We start from the raw sequence: 18,914 nt of genomic DNA, 5'->3' as shown, positions 1-18,914 counted from the left end.
TTATAGGCTTGAGAAGAAACGGCGCCGGACCCAGCGCCGAATACTCAAGGCCCATAAAAACTTACCCAGCACCCAGCGAAAGGTCGAATCAACATCGGGACAAGCCAACAATCCTGGCACCCAACCATTCTCCCGTAAAAATTCATGAAGCTTTGTCCGCTGTTTTTTGGAAACAAAGGCGCCCATTACCTCTCCCGTGGTTAGCATACGCTGCTTATTGGAGAATCCCCCCATTCCGAAAGTCTCATTATGATTAAGCTGAAAATAGGCTTGTGCCAAAAAAGGCGGGGGGTGTTGAATGATATCCGACCAAATATCCATGGCAAGTGGCCGAAACTCGCTGGACGAATAAGCATGGGTGCGCAGAAAATCCACCCAAAAGGGGACTGCGTCTAATACTCCAGCCTGAAAATGACGAACATACGCATCATATATCCGATTTTCTTCCTCGTCGGTATGACGATAAGCCTGAATACTGTGCTCACCCTTCTCATAACCCATCACACTACCGGAAGGGGAATTGCACAGCATTTCTAGAGGCGCCACAAAATCCAAGAGAGAACCCCTCTCGTTATTCTTATTAAGATTGGGGCCAAAAGCCTCCTTCCGAATATTTTCTGGCTGGATATTAAGAAACCGATTCAAACCTAAATAATAACCGTGCAGCGCCACTGACGGCAGCAGACGAGCCAAATTGTCCTGGATGGTCCCTCGCCAGCCGATATCAACAATTCCCACCGAACCGGCGACATTTTCCAGGCCCATGGATTCCAGGTAAGTAGACAATTGGCCCTGCTTAGCCTTCAGATGGGCTTCAATTTCTGCGCTGACCTCAGGATCGCCGAGAAAAGCATGAATGCGGGTATCCTGCCAGGGATAGGTAATAGGCCGGGTTAGCTCCAACCCATGGCGAACAGCCTGCTCAGTGAACTCTACCGGCTCCAAACCAAGGGATTTCAACAACGCGCCTAAAGACTGAGTACTGTATTGATTCCACAAACGCATCAGCTCCGTCGTGGATAAATTCTTTAGGGAGGCGGCAAAAGTAGCAAGTCGACTGACGGGGAGCACACTGGCGGGGGGCGGTGAAAAACCTAACCAATCCCATTTCACCAGCCGGCGGTAAATTTCAATAAAAAATTCACCTTCCCGAGTAAAGAAATATAATTCTTTTACCTGATCCGCTACTGCCCGTTCCATGACCCAAGTAGTAAAGCCTATTAACAGCAGGGAGCATTTCCGGCCATAGTCATAAATCTCCTGCCGTTCACACGGGAAGGGAGGCGGAATAGCAAGTAAATCTCGGGATGCCGTTTGGAGGGCATCCGCTCGAGCATGAAAGGAAGCCTCTCGCTGCCGACGTTTTTCGTGCTCATCCCGGGGTTGAAAATGGAGCGCCACCACACCCATTCTTTTTGCCGCCCGCACATCCGCCTCAGCATTGTCACCCACATGCAGATGCTGGCCTGGGGTCACCCCAAAGTGTTGGTGCAAATGTTGATAAAGCCGCCCAGAGCGTTTGTTTAAACCTACCTCGCAAGAGACCACCCCCTCCGCAGCCCAATGGGACAGACCATGATGAGCTAGCAGTTTCTGGATGGCCGCAGCCGGCAGATAAAAGTCCGAAAGAAAACACCGCCTAGAGACAGGATAATGCTCTAGGGTTGCCGCAATGGTGGGATCCGGATAGGAAACAAATTTTTCCTGGGCCATTTCCACCCGCTCCAGGGTCAAGAGCAATTGCTCCTGAGTTTCGCGGTTTAGGGGAAAGGGAGTTAGTCCCGCCAATGCCAGCCAACGCCGGTAAACTTCCCGATGGCGGTATTCATCATCTTGCCCCGCTTGTCTGCTCTTATCTCCCAATTCTTTTTCCGCCTGTTGGCGCAGGCGTAACAAAACCCAAATATCCTGGTTCTCAGGATGCAGATGTTGCGCGTAATTCAGCGCCACATACCGGCACACTTGCAACTTCACGCTATCGGGGTGACAGCGCCGGCGCAGCAAAGTATCCCAAACATCAATCGTCAATAACGCATAGGATTGAGCAGCTATCTTTCCCGTGCCATTGTTCATATTTTCACCGCCGCCAGCGCCCGCCGCAACCGATAATAAAAAAACCGTATGACCTTGCGTGGCAAAGGCGGCAAAAAAGCCAGACGACCCCGGTCCACCAAGGGCTCTGGAACAGCAACGGCCCCAGTGCCTGCCGGGCGAGACTCGGCAACGAGCGCGGGCCGCCGATACATGGGGGCTGGCTCCTGCGGAAAAGGCTCCGTGCCTTTTAACAGGCTACTGACCGTAGCGTGAAATTGCGCCAACCCATATTCCAACGGCCGGTTAGCCATATAATCTATCCCAGCTTGACTCATAGCTTCAGCCCGCTTAGAGGAAGCCAAAATAATCTTCATTCCCTGAGCCAGAGATTCCGGGGTCGGCTCGCATAGCAACACCGCCTCCTCGGGAAAATCATATAAAGTATTGTCCCGATACATCTCCACTACCGGCAGGCCAGCAGCCATCATCTCAAAGGGAACCCGGGAGGGGTTAGTAGAGCTAAGACATAGACCCACCGCACAGCGGTTGTAAAGCCGATTGCAATCTTCTAAGCTCAACAGGCCCAGGTTTTCGTGTTCGAACCAGGCCCGGGCGCTGCTCTTGGAACCATAGAGATAAATCCTAACCTCCGGCATCCAATGTTTAACGAGGCCCAACGCCTCAAGCCCTAACTCCACGCAACGTCGGGGCTTATCCGGTTGATAAATGAAGCAGATCGCCCGTTCCCGCCTTACCCTTGATAGCGGGCGATACTTCTCTAAATCAGCGCAAAAATCGAAATGACTAGCCGCCACCCCGAACTGGCGCTCTAATAAGGCCGGCAACCAACGGCCGATAGTCACCGGATAAAGGCCGTAGCGATAGGAATTCTCGGCCATAAGATAACCATCTCCCATGGAATTGAACTGGGCCTCGAAATCCTGGACGAAATAGGCTTTGACACAAGGAAAGGGCAAATCACGAACTACCTTAGCAGAGTACCATATGGTGGCGAATACCAGCTCCGCTGGCCGAATATTCGACCAACCCGAATGGACTTCCCGGAAATCATACCCAAACATCCGCTTGATACGCTTACGCAGATTGGGGCCAGAAAATTGCTCAGGATTTTCCAAGTATAGGGAGCAGCGGTGCCCCTGTTGTTGCAGATAATCCGCATGCTGAAGGAAAGTGCGGTGGCCTCCTGAACCTTCAAGGAGACTCGGAATAAGCCAGGCAATAGTGGCCATATTTTATCTATAATGAATGTTTAGTTCTATTTATCGCCGATGTTCGCAATACTGAAGAAGCAGATTTAGATTCCAACTTTTTGATCGACAAAGGTCCGGACTCGCATCCAGGCGCGTTGGGCTAGGGTCTGCGGCGGCGCGGGCACGGAGTTCAGTCTCAGACCAATCTGAGTTCTCCGGCTACGCGCAAATTCAGCCGCTCCACGCCGGTCTAATTCCCCCCCAGGCTTGCGCAGAATGAGATTGAGCACGGCCCGGGAAAAGCCAATCGGTTTGCTCGGCACTCGGGCGTGAAAGAAGCGGGTGAGCAATTCCTCATCCATGTCTATGGGGAAAAAATCCACCATCTCCTGCTCGAAGCCATCGGCTACGATAATCTCATCTAAGGGTTCCCCCAGGGCGATATCAAACTCATGATAGCTTGCCCCCAGACCCCATCTCACCCGCAGCTCACTTGCCTGAGCCCATGTTTGCTGCTGTATCAAAGGTTCAATCGTATCCTTGAAAGCCCGCCTGGGCACGTGCTGAATATATCGAAAGGCCAAATCGTCTGGCAGCAGATGATAAAATTCAAGCTCCGAGGTGTGCTTGTCTATATAGGCAAACCGGTTGGGAGTCTCGATAACAACTAAGGCTCCGCCTGGTGCAAGCAACTTCCAAAGAGTGGAGAGCGTCTCGATCCGCTCCAGGTAAGTTTGATGCTCAATGACAGCATAGAGAAGATAAACATCAGCCTTTTGCGGCAGGCTGCCAATAGCTGGCAGCAAATCTTCCGGAGCCACGCTCTGAAGTCGGACGTTAGAAAGCCCGTAGGCTTGGCAGCGCGCCTCGGCGGCCTTTATGGCACCGGAGTCGATATCGAAACCCACCACCTCGCGGCAGTGATGGGCAAGGGCGGCTGTGCTCGAACCCGATCCGCAACCGATCTCGACGACACAGGCATTAGAAAGATCGAGACTGCGTTTGAGCCAGGGCACGGTAAAGCGCAACGCATTATTGAAACGATGGACCAGTACTTCCTGTTTGCCTGCTTCTCCTTCGGGGGTTTTAAGAAAGGCTTGATCCCATTTGCTAAAAACGTGCTCGTGGAGCACTCTTTCCAGATCCGCTGGCAAATCCAGATTGGTTATTTCCATACCTTATGCCTCCCCCTTACTAAAGGGCCGCCAACATCCGCCTGAGATAGCGCCCTGCCCGGATGAAAAGATTTCTATTGAGCTTCTGTATTTCCGCCCGCGCTGTTTCAAGCTGGGCATCCCGCTGCGCAATTTCCTTGCCCATCTGTTCCATGGCCTGCCAGCGCTCATCTAGCATGGTCCCCTGAGCGCTAATACAATGTTCCTTTTCTTTTACCACGGTGCTCAGATCGTCAATCCATTGATTCCGACTAGCAATTTCGCCGCTCATCTGCTGGATGGTAGCCCAGCGATCTTCAACCATGGCCTTCTGTCCTGCAATTTCTCGTCTCATCTGTTCCATGGCTTGCCAGCGCTCATCCAGCATAGCTGCTTGGACGACAATCGCTCTCTCCCGCTCCGCCAGGTGAGCCATGGAACGAAAGACCCCCGGGGGGCAAGCAACTGCCTCCGCTAGCCGCTGTAACCGCCAACCGGTACTACCCCCGCCCGCACAATCTAGCAAGCACAGATTTTCTGTCCCCGCAAGACCATAAACCAAATAACATAAAAGGGAAATGGGATGCAGGCTCTCATTACCCATCAAGGCCAAGAGAATGTCTTCCCCATGGGCTTTTCCCTCCGGGCTCCCCTCCCCTAACTGTTTCCCCAATGAGAGCAGCGCCCTGGCCTGCACATAGGAGTTTTCGTGAATGTGCCGCCAGAGATCACCCTCGGAGAGGGTATTGGCACCATGGACCCGATAGGCAAGCAGATCCTCCCGAACCCAGAGAGGAATAGTTCCCTGCAAGGTAGCCCGTAATGCCCAATCCCAATCATGGGTATAGCGCAGGGGGGAAAAATCGCCAACCCGATTTGCCAGGGAACGGGAAAAAAAGAAATTAGAAGTAGTCATGGCAAGATTGCTGGCAAAAAACCAGCTTGCCGGACTTAACGTTTCCCAGCGCTTGCGCTGCGTTTTATAGCCTTGGGCGCGGGGATGATCGGCAATACCGCCTCCCGTTGGCCCAATGAAATCCACATCGCTAAAAATAAAAACATCGTTGCCGCTAGCGCGCCCGACTTCCGACAACAGCCGTTCAAGCCGGCGGGGGTCATACCTATCATCCGAATCCAAGATGGCAATGTATTCCCCTTGCGCCAGAGCCATCGCCTCGTTTAGCGTGGCATGGGCGCCTTGGTTGCGGTCATGCCGGTACCGCCGCAGGCGATGATCCTGGAAAGATTGTAAAACCGCCCAGGTGCCATCCGAGGAGGCGTCATCAATCACAATCAGCTCCAGATTTTTATGAGTCTGGCCGAGGACGCTTTCCACTGCCGAGGACACATATTCTTCGTGGTTATAGGCGGGCATAAGCACGCTCACTAGAGGCATGATCGTTTTCTCTCAGGCAGGATATTTCCCTTGACGGCCCCACAGGCCATGGCAAAGCCCCAGGGTCATCATTTTCACCTGCTGCAACCGGGGTGGAGCAAATAAAGCATAGAAACAAAAACGTTGTAGCAAACGGAACCCGTCCGCCAGTTTCCACCCCCAAGGCACCCAGCTTTGCCGGTAAAGCCAAAGCGCATTACGGAACAGATAATAATGCCTCAAGGGGCTACGCGCTACAACTTCACGGCCCAGAAAGCGAATTGACTTATTTCCTAGAACATGGCTCATTCTGGCGCCGCAAATACCATAAGCCCGATAACCCCTGCGCTGGGCGCGCAATACCCACTCGGTATCAATGTAATCAATAAACAACCCCTCCACCATACCTCCCACGGCATCCAACACCATCATCGGGATCAGGCTCCCGGAGGAAATTAAATGATCTACTTCCAGCACATCGCCCTCCTTTCGGCACTGGCAGCGGCTAATCATTAATCCCCGCACCCGAACAAACGGCGACGTTTTAGGTCGCCTTAAATCCTGGTAATTAGGACCCACGGCGCACACGGATAGCCCGTCCTGCTCCAGTTGCCGCCATGCCCCGTACAACCGGGCAACCATATCGGGAGCGGGCACACTGTCCTGGTCAAACAGGACCACATGGGTAGCGCCCTGCTCTTTCGCCCAAGCGATGCCCTCATTCTGAGCCGCAGCGACTCCCTGGTTTTCGGGTAACGCCGCACAATGGAGGCTAGCAATATTCAATCGCTTGAGCCATTGGCGCATATCTTCACTTGAACCATTGTCGACTACCACCACCGCTTCGACTTGGGAAAACAGGGCAAGGAGCAGCCGCTCCAGCGCCTCAAGGTCCGGTTCGTAAGTGACAATGATCGCAATAATGCTGGGACATTCAATCACCGCCCTTGCTAACCCACCCATGATAAGACTTTCTCCAGTTCCGCTCTCTTTTTCAATCCCTATCATGCTCCTGGCACGCTGCCTCATAAACCCGCAAGGAGCTCAGGCTAATTAACCCAGGCGGCGGAGAAGCGGTAAAAGCGCGCCGGTAGATTTCAGCAATCAAAAGGCTTGCAGAACACGATTGATCCGCCTGCTGGCGATTAGCCTGTTCCACACGTTCCTGAATTGACAGCAGGGATTCCGCCACTTCCGGATAAACCAAAGCCATTACCCGGTCCAAAATCCTGTCCATATCTTGCCAATCCTCCATGATCCAGCCAGCGCCAGACTCTGCCACCCGTTCTTGCAACGCCCCAATAGGAGGCACCAACACCGGTCGGCCGGCTGCCCAAGCTTCTGAGAGCGTATAAGAAAAAGTTTCTGGACCCGCCGAAGGAAAGACCACCAAAGAGATAGCGTAATGATCCAGCAGGACTGGCAGATCTGCCTGCCTATAAGGGCCATGGAGCGTTACTATCTGATCCTCGCTCTGGTAAGGCACAGGGGGGTCCCCCTGCCGATCCGTGTAGCCAATCACTACCCAGCGCAAGGGCAATTGCCGCTCCCGGGTTCTTTCCACTAACTGTTCCAACTGTCTAGCGCCTTTCACCGGCCCGATAGCGCCCAGCAGACCAATCGACTTTATATCATCTTGTGGGAGCAAGAAGCCACGGATATTCCCTCCCCTGTGCCTAGATAACCTGGGCTGCTGAAAATTAGGGATGAAAGTGACCGGAACCCCAGGAAAATAATTATTAAAAGTGCGCTGAGCCCAGACCGAGGGAGCAAGCACGAAAGCGGTCTTGGCTAAAAAACTTTCATGCCGCCGCCGCCATTCTCCAATATTAATAGCAGCGAAGGAAGCCTGTTCCCCGAGGCATTGCTGGCACTGGTCAATATCGGTGACGCCATGGCAGTAATGTCCCTTGCTATCCAAAAGGTTCACCGTTGGACACGCCAAAAGAAAATCGTGAATACTGACCCCATAGGGAATCGCCGTCCCGGCAAAAGCTTCCAGCAAACCATCGCGGCAACCGGCAATTTGATGAATATGACACAGCTTAACGTCCAGCCAAGCGCAAATCCCCTCCAAAAAAGCCGTCCAGGTTTCGTTATCCTGTCGCTGAAAGCAATAACCTTGCCCCTCTTTCCCGGAAAAAAGCTCTTTTAGAGTCCATGCTTGCCCCTGGGCAATCAACCCATAATGCCGGAATTCACCAGCAAGGCAGGCCGTTAAATGTTCGATATACATCCCTATCCCTCCGCCCCGGCCCTGGGAAACGGCGGGCCCGCCGTGGCCATGCATCACATGCAAGACAGCGGGCTTTCTGGAAGGAGCGGCCTTTTCTAACTGACTTTGAATTAACTGCCGAAGGGGTTTAAGGGGATCTCCTTTTATAAAGTCGTCGACTTGCTCCAGGTAAGTGGGGTGTTTATTGAGTAGCACCGCCATTTGCTTTTCCCCGACGGCGCTTTTTTCCTGGCCAAAGGAGCCTCCCCCCACATGGGCTACATAGGCATCGCTACAGAGCACATTCCGGAAACCGGCTTGCGCCGCCCGCAAGCATAGGTCATTTTCTTCTCCATACCCCCGGCCAAATGCCGCTTCATCGAATAAACCCACCTGCTGGATAAGGGCTCGGCGAATATAAAGGCAAAAACCAACCCCGGTGGGAATATCCGGGTAAACGGCAAGATCCAGGCGATCCATGGCCTCGTTGATCAATTCCGGATCGTCGGGCAAAGGATTTTCCCGGCAAAACTCCGGAAAAGAACAAATCTCCCCATGATTGGTAAAAGGAGTAATGGTACCTATTTTTGGGTCCGAGGCGGCGCAACGTTTGAGTTTTTCCAACCAATTCCTGGTTACCAAGGTATCGGAATTCAACAGCACCACATCGTTAGCGCCGAGGGACATTCCCCGGTTGGCGGTAGCTACAAACCCCTGGTTATATTCGTTACGCAGCAACAGAATATCTTCCTCCCCCGCCGCCTCAAGCTCCTCAAATAGAGTCTGAATACGGCTGTCCGTTGAGGCATCATCGATAAGCACCAGCCGGTAAGGCTCCTGAGTACAGAGGCGCAGGCGCTCTAAGCAGTCCCGTAGATACTCATAGGCATTATAAACGGGAATGATGATGTCAATAAGTTGGGAGCCGTCCGTTTCAACCTCGGGCCGTTTTAGATACCAGCGCTTCAAAGGCCGGAAAGGACGCCGCGCCCAACCGCGCCAACTCTCTTGATGGTCTAACCGAGCCTTTAAGTAATCGGCCAAGGCATTGGTTTCCGCTAGCTGCTGTTCATGGACGGTGAGCACCCGCTGCTGCTCCGCCAGTTGTTCATGAAGCCCATGCAAAACCTGCCTGCCAGCTTCTAGTAGCCGCTCTTTTTCTTCTAATTGGCGGTCACGATGAACCAGGAGACGCTCTTTTTCCCGCAGTAATTCCTCCCGCGCTTGTAGCTCCCGATCTTTTTGCTCCAGGCGTTGCGTTAGCGCCATGAAATCAGCGGACAAGGGCCATGAAATCTGCAACTCTAGCGTTCCACCTGCTTGCAAAGAGGCTAGCGCCGATTCTTCAAGAGACAATTCAAAAGAGGGGTCCTTGCCCATTAAAACCGCGTTGACTCCTAGAAGAGCGCTCCAGCCATGGGAAAATTCCATCTGGTGGGTATTAACGACCGGCAAATGAGCGGTATTCCCTGGCCATTGCCAAATACCCTGCTCTTCCTTATCGTAGAGGGCAATTTGGTGAATTTGCATAAACCCTGGGCGCTCAGCGGGAGCGATCCGTATCCCCATGGGAATTTCCGGTAGGGCAGGCATAGAAAACCGAATCGTCTGGTGCTCCTTACCGATGCAACCCAGCACATAGCGACTATTTTCTTCCTGATATTCAGCTCCTCCCGTACGCCAATAAAGCCGGCAGGCAAAGTGAAATTCAGGCGCCGTGGGTTCTGCCGCCAGTTTTTTTGCAGCCTGGACGCCCGGCGCTGCTTCAACAATAAATTGATAGGTTAAAGCATCGGGATAGGCTTGCAATAAACGGTAAATAGCAGGCGGCAGTGTCTCCACATAGTAGCTTCGAAATTCGCTCGCCCTGATATCACAGGGTATCCCTTCCATCGACAGGGGCACCAAGCCATGGCAGTTCAGAAATTCCAGCAAGGACTGGCGGGTAAAAAAGCGTAAATGGGTCGAGTCCAGTAATCCCTCTGGACGGTAACGAAACTCCCCCACTAGCAACTCGGCAATCACGCCCGCATGGGCGATATTGGGAATAGACAACAAAACCCGGCCATTTGGTTTTAACAAGGTGGGCAATTGGGAGACCACGGCACCAGGATTTTTCAGATGCTCAAGAACATCGGCGCAGACGATGTAGTCGTAGCGGTGATGCGTATCTTCCTTAGAGTCGGTGCTGCTAGTATCTATTGAATATTCCGTCTCATTTCCCGCTCCGTGGCCCGGAAAAAGCGCCGCTAGCCGCGCTGTCTCCAAATCAGCCATCCGTAAATACCGATAAAAGGGTTTTGCAAGTTGTACCTGGTCCCCGCTCATTTCCACGCCATCCACGATGCAGCCTAACGCCGTAGACAAATATTTCCCTAGAATGCCGGGTCCCGTGCCCAAATCCAATACCTGAGTATGGGGCCGGATAAGGCGAGCAATTTTAGCCAGGGAATCTTCTCCCTGGGGATCAAATTCTCGGATGTATAAATGTTCTTTTAAGGGTGGAGAAGAAACCGGCATTGACTTGCTGAATGGGGCGTTACTATTCATGGTGCGGGTAAAAAAAAGAGAAATTGAAAGAAATTTTAACAATGGTAACTAACTATGCTAGCCAGGGACGCGTTTTTTAACTATTAACCAACAGATATGGCTTAATTTTTACTGCTTGCGCCAACAAAAACGCCACCCCTTGCCAACACCATGGCCGCGCCGGTAACGCTTGATCCGCGCGGGATTACCGACAACAACGGCATGGGGAGGAACACTTTTGGTCACTACGCTGCCAGCGCCCACCACGCCTCCCTCCCCGACGGTAATACCTTGCAAGAGGGTGCTGCCTGCCCCAATCCAGGCGCCTTTGCCAATATGAATGGGTTGGTGGGTAATGGGGTTACGAGCAATGGAAGAGCTCCCCCCATGGATTTGATGACCCGCGGATAAAATCCGCACATGGGGGCCCACCAACACCTCATCCCCAATGATGAGGCCCCCTTCGCCAGAAAGATAGCTCCCCACATTGATAATGGCCCGATTACCTAGGATCAATTTAGTTTCCGGTGATAATCCCAGATCACCTAACACTAAGCGGACATAATCAAACAAAACCACCTCATCCCCAAGAAAAATCCCTCTATCCAGGCATGGACGGCCTATTCGCATGACACTGACAGTGGGGCTAATCCGGCAATTTTTGCCGAGTTTGTCGACCCCAGGGTAATGCTCGGCAAAAGGAGGAAAGCCCTGAAAATCACTCATCCCTACCCTAAATTTCGTATTTAAAAAATTCTTCCACTAACCACCAAAAATGCCAAGCTGGGGAATCCCGTGACATTGCCTCAGAAAAGTAGCCCGCCAAGACTTCCGCGAGTTGCTGGGGATCATGGGCGGGTAGGGGCGCCGTAATATGCAAACACCGCCGTCCCGTCTCCGGGTCCAGAGCCACCGTGAAAGCCACTACCGGGATATGCTCTCTTACCGCTAGCCCTATCAACCCGCTGGGCCACCAAGCCCGGCGTTGAAAAAGGGTAACAGGCAAACACGTCCCCACTTCGCGGGGAGGCACATCAATCAGCGCCGCCACCGCTTTCCCCTGGCGAAAAGCTTCCAGAAGACGAGGCACGCTGCCCCCTTTATAAATCACTTTGGTTAACCCCGCTCTTTCCACTTCCCTCGTCCGCAAGCGGGAATAATAATATGCTATCCGCCGTTTAACAAAGCTGCTTTTATCAAAGCGGGCGGATAAAAAGGCCGTAGCTATCCCGTGGCTGCGCAGATGGCGCAGCGACCACAATCCCGTTCCCCAATGGAAGGTAATGGCCAAGAAGGAGGGGTGCTTAGGCCAATTCGCTCCAGTAAGGTCGAGATATTTTCTCAACCAGCGATCCGAGCGAAAACGGGAAAGATACAAATCGCCATGATCCACTAACTGGGTTAACCGGTAAGTTGCGCACCAGCGGGCGGGATCATCTATAGGGATGATTTTCCGGGCCGCCGCCAGGGACTGCTCCGTCAACGCCCGATACAACCAGGATTGCTGGCTACAATAGCGGTAGAATCGGAAACACCAAGGCCAAGGAAGAAAAATGGCGGTTCCTGGCAACACTACCAATTCCAGCAGATCCTTGAATTCCCGCCGCAGCCTACTTAATAATCCCACAGCGCGTTTCTAAGGTGGATTTTCTCGCCACTCATGCGCCAGGCGGCACACCCCCAGCTCGCGAGTCTGGCCCACCACCTGAAACTCCCTTTCCACCACATCGAACAACCGCATTCCCTCGGGGTCCATGGCATGGGTGCAAAGTTTGTACCTACCCGGCAAAAGCGCCAGCCGGGGAAAAGTCAGCGCAAAAGCAAAACAGGTGGGCTGTTGACGTTTCAGCACAACCCCATCCACATCGGAGGTAAAGCCATAAATTTCGGTGCCATTGATCCGTATAATCCCCACCGCCACAGTCGGTGCCCTATCATCGGGAGAATAGACCTCACCTCTAACCTCAAGATCTTCCCCCATGGGAATCACCGCCAGCCCTCCCTCTTTTTCCCCTTGCAGCCATACAACCTTTACCTGGTAAGCCGCAGCCGATAAAGCGGCCTGGGGGCGAACTTCCTGGCGGGACTTCTCCTCATGGTAAGCCAGGTATGCTTGGGTCACCTGAAACGCTTCGCCATAGGACACCATACGCCCTTCCTTTATCCAGCACGCTTTCTGGCAAAGTTTCTGGACATGGAACATGCTATGGGAACACAGCAGCAAGGTTCCGCCATTACCAAGGTAGTCTTCCATCCAGCGGGTGCATTTTTTCTGAAACGACTCATCGCCCACCGCCAGGACTTCATCAGTAATGAGCAAATCAGGTCGTGACGCGGTAATCAAGGCAAACCCAAGCCGTACCACCATGCCGGAGGAGTAGTGTTTAATAGGCTCGTCAATATAATCGCCGATATCCGCAAACTCGATAATTCCCGCCAATTTATCCTGCAGTTCGGCATCGCTCATGCCCATCAAGGCGCCGGAAAGCTGTAGATTTTCTCGCCCTGTGTACTCGGGATGAAAGCCTGCGCCCAACTCCAGCAAAGCGCCAATCCGGCCAGAGACCCACACCTTGCCGGAAGAAGGTTTAACCACGCCGGCAATATGCTTGAGCAAAGTGGATTTACCCGCGCCGTTCTCACCGATAATCCCCAGGGTTTCCCCTTGATAAACTTCCAGGGAGATATCCTGGAGTACGGGATGACTGGCATATTCCCCCTTTCCCCGCAATACGGCCCATAGCGCCTGCAATCGCTCCCGGGATGAGGTCAGCTTCGGGTAACACTTATTGACGTTGTCCAGCTTTACCAGAAGTTGCGGGGCCACGCTATAAAAATTCCTCGAACCGGCCGGCACAACGCCGGAACAATCGCAATCCCACTATAAAGATCAGCCCACTGCCCAGCAATGCCAGGATATCGGCTCCACTGGGAACCCACTCCCCAAACATCAGCAAGGCCCGTAAACGGTCGAGGAAATAGCTCAAGGGATTAGCCATAATCAAGGTATGGAAAGGGTCTGGCACTAACGAGAGGGGATATAAAATCGGCGAAGCGTAAAATAAAAGCATGAACACCGGGGCAAGCAGATGTTCAATATCTTTCAAAAAAACTTGCAGCGCCGACAGAATCAGGGCTATCCCCAGGGTCAGCAACAAAAGTAGCCCCCACAACCCCAACACCAGCGGCAAAGTATTCAGAAACAACTCGGCACTAAGCATCGTGAGCACCCCTAACACCAGCAAAAAGCCTACTCCATGGACGATATAGCTGCCGCCCACCGCCGCATACACCAGCAGCTCATGGGGCAGGGCAATTTTTCTAATCAGCCCCGCATTATTAGTGATCGCCGTCGTTGCCCGCATAACCCCCTCATGAAAGGCGACCCAAGGCCATAGGGCAATGGCGACAAACTCCACAAAGCTGTGCTGCTCGAGCTCCGGAAAGCGAACCTTAAAAATAGTGGTAAAAACCAGGGAATACAAAGCGAGCTGGGCCAGCGGCTGAACCAGAACCCAGAAATAACCGCTGATACTGCCAAGATACCGGCTTTTAATTTCCCGCGCCAGAAAACGCCGGAAAAGGGCACGATGTCGCCATATTAACATACCGGCGACTCACCGATCAGCTCCCGCCAGCATGTCGATGCTTCACAAGACATCAAGCCCATGACCGCGGCTAAAAGAAAATAATGGGGAAACATGTTCCGCAGAATACTGCGCAATCCAAAGTGCGAGCTATACACGCTGACACTCTCCGCCCGATTGGGCGGAGGTTCTTGGGTCGCCCCAGGAACCTTCCTGCTTCAACGCGCCTTCCCTAGACATCGGCGCTGGCCGCTGTCCCCGTTCCGGTCGCTCCACAGGCTAACCCCGCCCGTCCGGTGGTTTTAAGAAGATGAATTTTACGATGATGCCCATAGTTCTGCAAGGCGCTTATATCACCGCCCGCATTGGGCGATGCTTTACGCGCTATTTAGTAATGATCTGGCCTTAATTGAAGTCGCTAGCAGTCCAATCAAGCTTCGCGACCATCCCTCCTAAAACTTGCCGTAGGCAGCAAGCGTCCGCACCGCTTTTTGCCAGGCGGGGCTACGGTATAACCGGGAGCGGGTTAGCGGATAGCGGCCATAGAGCCGAAGCAGGCGGGCGGGAATCTGAGGGTAAGGGTCCCCGTTCAGCTCATCCAATAAGAGAGCATAACCGTCAGGATCATTACAGACTAAGGCCATATCGCAGCCGGCACCTAAAACCGTCCGTACCCGCGCGCTCATATTCCCTACTTCCGCTGCGCCAGCCATGCTCAAATCATCGCTAATAATGGCGCCTTGAAAGCCCAGTTGCCCACGCAAGACGGTCTCCAGCCAGAAAGGGGAAAAACCGGCGGGGCGGGCATCCACTGAAGCATAGCACACGTGGGCGGGCATGACTGCTGGTAAGCCGGCTTTCACCAGATATTCAAAGGGCAAGAGATCCCTCTCCCGAATCTGCCGCCAGGGACGTTCATCCACGGGGAGCACCGTATGGGAGTCGGCCACCACTGACCCATGTCCCGGAAAGTGTTTACCCACCGCAGCCATGCCCGCCCAGGCCATCCCTCGGATATAAGCTCTAGCTAAGGCTATCACGGCGTCAGGCTCTGCGTGAAAGGCTCGATCCCCTATCACCGCGCTGACTCCCTGAGCTAAATCCAAGACGGGGGCAAAACTAACATCAACGCCAATTGCTCGCAACTCAACCGCCATTAGCCAGCCGGTTGTCATTGCTAAACGCTGGGCTTGGCGCTGATCCCGATCATAAAGCTTACCCAGGAGAGAGGCCGACGGTAAAAGGGTAAAACCATCCCGGAAACGCTGTACACGTCCTCCTTCATGATCCACAGCTACCAATAGACGAGGTTTCTTGAGTGCGTGAATCGCCTTGATCAACGCTGCGATTTGTTCCGGCGATTCATAGTTACGGCTAAATAAAATGACTCCGCCCACCCAAGGATGCCCTAACCACGCCCGTTCCTCCGAGTCCAGGGTTACGCCTTTTAAATCAACCATCAAAGGGCCTAGAGTCATCGCTTAATTCCCCTATTTTCCTCTTGGCCGCCTTACATCCAGCCGATCCCGCAGCCAATCTCCCAAGAGATTGATGGCCAATACCACCAACATCAGCGCTACTCCTGGGACTAATACCATATGGGGTGCGACCAGAAGATAACGGGTTCCATCCCGGATCATGCTGCCCCAAGAAGCCGCTGGCGGCTGTACTCCCAGTCCAAGGAAAGACAGTCCCGCTTCCGCCACGACTACCCCTGCCACCCCAAAGGTGGCCTCCACAATCAACGGCGCCAGAATCAAAGGCAACAAATGCCGCCCCACAATATGCAGGGTTCCGCTTCCCAGGGCAATGGCCGCTTGTATATGTTCATAGTGCCGAAGACTCAGGACCTGCGCCCGTGCCAGGCGCGCATAGCCAACCCATCCCACCGCGGCCAAAGCAAATACCACATTGTCAATCCCCGGCCCTAGAATGCCTGCCAGGGCAATAGCCAGCAAGATACCGGGGAACGCTAGAAAAATATCCATTATCCGGGCGATCCCATGATCCCACCAACCTCCCAGATAGCCACTTAGGGTTCCTACTAAGGTGCCAAGAAATCCGGCGGTAGCCACCACACCCACCGCTACTAGAAAAGAGGTCCGGGCGCCAACGACCAAGCGATCCCACAAGGGCCGGCCCAAATCATCGAAACCCAACCAGGATTCCGGACAGGGAGGTTTTAATATCCATTCTAAATGGATAGCATTAGGTTGTAGCCCCCACCAAGGTCCTAGTAAGGCAAGTGCCGCCCATACCAGCAGGATTCCCGTGGGCAACCACGCGCCCTTCATTCTCCAATGCCTAATCGCACCCGCGGATCGGCCCAGCCATAAATAAGATCCGTTAAGGTATTGATGGCCACATAAGACAGGCTAATCAACAGCACGCACCCTTGCACCACAGGATAATCCCGCCGTTGAATAGACTCTATCGTAAGTTGACCGATTCCCGGCCAGGAAAATACCACTTCGGTAATAACGGCCCCTCCTAGTAAAGCGCCTAGTTGCAGACCCAGCACCGTAATGAGCGGAAGCAAGGCATTGCGCAGCCCATGCCACCATATTACCCGCCTTGCCGACAAACCCTTGGCCTTTGCCGTGCGGATATAGTCTTCTCCCAAAACTTCCAGCAGAGCAGCACGCACCATCCGGGAAAGAATGGCGGCCAGGGCGCTCCCCAGGGTTAGGGCCGGCAACACCAAAGAACTCAGCCCGGCCCGCCCGCTGACTGGAAACCAGCCTAAGCCGATGGAGAAAACCAGGATCAGCATGGGTCCCAGCCAGAAATTGGGCACTGAAACTCCGAGCAAGGCAAAGGCGCTCGCCGCCCGATCCCAAATGGTCCCCCGGCGCACCGCCGCCAATACCCCCAGAGGAAAAGCAATCAGTATCGCCACTAACAGCGCCGCTAGAGCCAGTTCCACGGTTGCTGGTAAACGTTCGGCCAGCAATTCCATCACTGGCCGCTGAGAATAAAGTGAAGTCCCTAAATCCAATTGGGCTAACCCTTGGAGAAATTGCCCCAATTGCACCAGCAAGGGACGATCCAGCCCTAAAACTTGGCGTAATGCTTGCCGATCAGCAGGCTGCGCGCCCTCCCCTAACATAACCTCCACGGGATCACCCGGAATAAAATGGATGAGCAAAAAAACGAGGCAAGCCACGCCAAGCACCACGACCACCGCGCTTAGCAGCCGGCTTAGGAAAAAATATTGCATTGGAAAACCGCTTAGCTAATGAATACCCGCATTCCCGGCCTTACCTGCTTAAACAATTCAAGCACGGGTCCGTTATGGATGCGAATACAGCCATGGGAACCCGGCAGGCCCATAACCGCTGCATCCGGAACCCCATGGATATAAATATACCGGCGCAGAGTGTCTACCCTGCCGAAACGATTTTTACCCGCTTCCAAACCACCTAGCCATAAAATTCGCGTTAATATCCAATCCCGCTCCGGATAGGCTCGCCCCAGCTCAGGAGTATAAATCTCACCTGTTGGCCGCCGCCCCCGGAATACGGTATTCACGGGACAACCGGCACCAACTTTAGCGCGGATCTGGTGCCACCCCCGAGGCGTGCACTCGCTCCCTATTTCCTCACCTAAACCGTTTTTTGCCAGGGAGACAGGCGACTCAAACAATACTTTCCGTCTCCTCCTTAGAATAAGCCGCTGTTCCAAGAAATAGATACAAATATAAGCCTCTGGTTTTATGATCGTTTCCAAACTGCTCCCCCCCCAACCCAAAGTATGGCATGAAACACAAGCTACCAGCTTTTGGGTACAGGATTGCAAGCGGAAATATATTTGCTCTAAACAAATCCATCTCCCAGCTATAAGCTTAGTAAGGAGGCCATTAACCTTAATTATATGTGACGACACTATCTAGGAAGAGCGAAATACTATTAGGCTACCCAGAACCAGTCAGCTTACCTATACTTAAATATCTCACAAGCAGTTCAACAACGCCTATTCATAGACATTTTTTAACTAGATTCCTCTGCAAAAAACCCAAGACTCATTCATAATGAGTTTCAAGCAACGATACCCGGCGCTTACCACCCAATACTGTATAAAAGCATTTATTTTCATTGCGTGGAGAAATACTTCATGAAAACAAAACAGAACGAGACGCAGGAATTAGAAGAATCCGGACTTTCGGAGATAACCGAAAAAGCCGAAAAAAAGAGCTTCAATCGGTTAACCCTGGATGAATACCTGTTTTATGGATTAATTATATTTTCCCTTATCGGAGTTGCTATTTCGCAGTCTTCTTGGGGGACGGGCCACTTATATTGGCTGGCGATGGTACCCTTGCTCGCAGTTGCTTCCCTCTACGTGGAATGGTCCCATGCCCAACTAGGAACAGGCGTTAGGTGGAAAGCCTTACTGAAGACTCAGCTCATTCATTGGGGCTCGCTTTTGGTTGCCGTGCAATTGGCCTATATGCTTTTGGATTTTGGCACGTTAAACAAGCAAAGCATCGGTCAAGTAATTCTCCTTTTAGTAGCGCAAACCACCTTTCTTATGGGTATATACGTGGATTGGCGATTTTATGTGCTCGGCGCCTTTCTCGCGATCGCCCTGATAGTGGTTTCCTATTTGGAGGCCTATATATGGCTGTTGATGCTGATTGCAATCGGAATTATAACCCTTGGCCTGTACCTGCATAGAAGGTTTGAGATCTCGCCCCATAACCGCAGCCGCGATTAATCTTAAATAGAAAAAAGGGACCATCCCAAAAAGGCTGGCCCCTTTTTCAGTTTTAATTGTGCCTTAGCGAGCGGGACGCTTGCAGACCGCGCC

General features: G+C 52.9%; 15 protein-coding genes. 1 reads left to right on the top strand and 14 read right to left on the bottom strand.

Annotation, left to right across the window (positions count from 1 at the left end; all coding sequences use genetic code 11):
- The 14 genes from NWAT_RS04505 to NWAT_RS04440 all read right to left on the bottom strand — a co-directional run bounded on the left by NWAT_RS04505 (position 1) and on the right by NWAT_RS04440 (position 17,822).
- Positions 1-2,073, bottom strand: a complete 2,073-nt coding sequence (locus NWAT_RS04505; protein WP_013219960.1) for an HAD family hydrolase — start codon at positions 2,071-2,073, stop codon at positions 1-3.
- Complete coding sequence (locus NWAT_RS04500; protein WP_013219959.1) at positions 2,070-3,284, bottom strand: glycosyltransferase family 4 protein; 1,215 nt, start codon at positions 3,282-3,284, stop codon at positions 2,070-2,072. Before NWAT_RS04500 ends, NWAT_RS04505 begins: the two co-directional genes overlap by 4 nt.
- Before the next feature lie 65 nt (positions 3,285-3,349).
- Entirely contained in the window at positions 3,350-4,420 is a 1,071-nt protein-coding gene (locus NWAT_RS04495; protein ID WP_013219958.1) for a class I SAM-dependent methyltransferase, read from the bottom strand.
- Between the two features lie 19 nt (positions 4,421-4,439).
- Entirely contained in the window at positions 4,440-5,795 is a 1,356-nt protein-coding gene (locus tag NWAT_RS04490; protein WP_013219957.1) for a glycosyltransferase, read from the bottom strand.
- Positions 5,796-5,807: 12 nt separating this feature from the next.
- Positions 5,808-6,782 carry a glycosyltransferase family 2 protein gene (locus NWAT_RS04485; protein ID WP_232420209.1) on the bottom strand — a complete coding sequence of 325 codons (975 nt, stop codon included), beginning with the start codon at positions 6,780-6,782 and terminating at the stop codon, positions 5,808-5,810.
- Positions 6,769-10,509: a methyltransferase domain-containing protein gene (locus tag NWAT_RS04480; protein ID WP_232420208.1), complete on the bottom strand. Its 3,741-nt coding sequence runs from the start codon at positions 10,507-10,509 to the stop codon at positions 6,769-6,771. Before NWAT_RS04480 ends, NWAT_RS04485 begins: the two co-directional genes overlap by 14 nt.
- Before the next feature lie 138 nt (positions 10,510-10,647).
- Entirely contained in the window at positions 10,648-11,244 is a 597-nt protein-coding gene (locus tag NWAT_RS04475) for an acyltransferase (protein WP_013219954.1), read from the bottom strand.
- 7 nt (positions 11,245-11,251) lie between these two features.
- Complete coding sequence (locus NWAT_RS04470; protein ID WP_013219953.1) at positions 11,252-12,145, bottom strand: lysophospholipid acyltransferase family protein; 894 nt, start codon at positions 12,143-12,145, stop codon at positions 11,252-11,254.
- Positions 12,146-12,154: 9 nt separating this feature from the next.
- A complete protein-coding gene (locus NWAT_RS04465; RefSeq protein WP_408634626.1) occupies positions 12,155-13,249 on the bottom strand; it encodes an ABC transporter ATP-binding protein in 1,095 nt (364 codons plus the stop codon).
- A gap of 97 nt (positions 13,250-13,346) precedes the next feature.
- Positions 13,347-14,126, bottom strand: a complete 780-nt coding sequence (locus NWAT_RS04460) for an ABC transporter permease (RefSeq protein ID WP_013219951.1) — start codon at positions 14,124-14,126, stop codon at positions 13,347-13,349.
- A gap of 431 nt (positions 14,127-14,557) precedes the next feature.
- Positions 14,558-15,583 carry a beta-N-acetylhexosaminidase gene (gene nagZ, locus NWAT_RS04455; protein WP_013219950.1) on the bottom strand — a complete coding sequence of 342 codons (1,026 nt, stop codon included), beginning with the start codon at positions 15,581-15,583 and terminating at the stop codon, positions 14,558-14,560.
- 12 nt (positions 15,584-15,595) lie between these two features.
- Positions 15,596-16,399, bottom strand: a complete 804-nt coding sequence (locus tag NWAT_RS04450) for an ABC transporter permease (RefSeq protein WP_013219949.1) — start codon at positions 16,397-16,399, stop codon at positions 15,596-15,598.
- Complete coding sequence (gene nikB / locus NWAT_RS04445) at positions 16,396-17,325, bottom strand: nickel ABC transporter permease (protein WP_013219948.1); 930 nt, start codon at positions 17,323-17,325, stop codon at positions 16,396-16,398. The genes NWAT_RS04450 and nikB overlap by 4 nt, the downstream gene beginning before the upstream one ends.
- An 11-nt stretch (positions 17,326-17,336) precedes the next feature.
- Entirely contained in the window at positions 17,337-17,822 is a 486-nt protein-coding gene (locus NWAT_RS04440; protein ID WP_041350883.1) for a L,D-transpeptidase, read from the bottom strand.
- 396 nt (positions 17,823-18,218) lie between these two features.
- On the opposite strand from NWAT_RS04440, the gene NWAT_RS04435 reads away from it, so the two are divergent.
- A complete protein-coding gene (locus tag NWAT_RS04435; RefSeq protein ID WP_013219946.1) occupies positions 18,219-18,821 on the top strand; it encodes a hypothetical protein in 603 nt (200 codons plus the stop codon).
- Positions 18,822-18,914 lie beyond the last annotated feature (93 nt).

Source organism: Nitrosococcus watsonii C-113, assembly GCF_000143085.1.
Classification (GTDB): Bacteria; Pseudomonadota; Gammaproteobacteria; order Nitrosococcales; family Nitrosococcaceae; genus Nitrosococcus; species Nitrosococcus watsonii.
The sequence above is the reverse complement of the archived record's forward strand: the minus strand, read 5'-3'. Positions and strand labels throughout refer to the sequence as shown.

What these genes read in the sequence shown, in the direction of transcription:
- NWAT_RS04435 (WP_013219946.1), top strand. Translation starts at nt 18,219, where the DNA reads ATGAAAACAAAACAGAACGAGACGCAGGAATTAGAAGAATCCGGACTT.
- NWAT_RS04485 (WP_232420209.1), bottom strand. Translation starts at nt 6,782, where the DNA reads ATGATAGGGATTGAAAAAGAGAGCGGAACTGGAGAAAGTCTTATCATG.
- NWAT_RS04480 (WP_232420208.1), bottom strand. Translation starts at nt 10,509, where the DNA reads ATGCCGGTTTCTTCTCCACCCTTAAAAGAACATTTATACATCCGAGAA.
- NWAT_RS04495 (WP_013219958.1), bottom strand. Translation starts at nt 4,420, where the DNA reads ATGGAAATAACCAATCTGGATTTGCCAGCGGATCTGGAAAGAGTGCTC.
- NWAT_RS04475 (WP_013219954.1), bottom strand. Translation starts at nt 11,244, where the DNA reads ATGAGTGATTTTCAGGGCTTTCCTCCTTTTGCCGAGCATTACCCTGGG.
- NWAT_RS04505 (WP_013219960.1), bottom strand. Translation starts at nt 2,073, where the DNA reads ATGAACAATGGCACGGGAAAGATAGCTGCTCAATCCTATGCGTTATTG.
- NWAT_RS04500 (WP_013219959.1), bottom strand. Translation starts at nt 3,284, where the DNA reads ATGGCCACTATTGCCTGGCTTATTCCGAGTCTCCTTGAAGGTTCAGGA.
- nikB (WP_013219948.1), bottom strand. Translation starts at nt 17,325, where the DNA reads ATGCAATATTTTTTCCTAAGCCGGCTGCTAAGCGCGGTGGTCGTGGTG.
- NWAT_RS04460 (WP_013219951.1), bottom strand. Translation starts at nt 14,126, where the DNA reads ATGTTAATATGGCGACATCGTGCCCTTTTCCGGCGTTTTCTGGCGCGG.
- nagZ (WP_013219950.1), bottom strand. Translation starts at nt 15,583, where the DNA reads ATGACTCTAGGCCCTTTGATGGTTGATTTAAAAGGCGTAACCCTGGAC.
- NWAT_RS04450 (WP_013219949.1), bottom strand. Translation starts at nt 16,399, where the DNA reads ATGAAGGGCGCGTGGTTGCCCACGGGAATCCTGCTGGTATGGGCGGCA.
- NWAT_RS04490 (WP_013219957.1), bottom strand. Translation starts at nt 5,795, where the DNA reads ATGCCTCTAGTGAGCGTGCTTATGCCCGCCTATAACCACGAAGAATAT.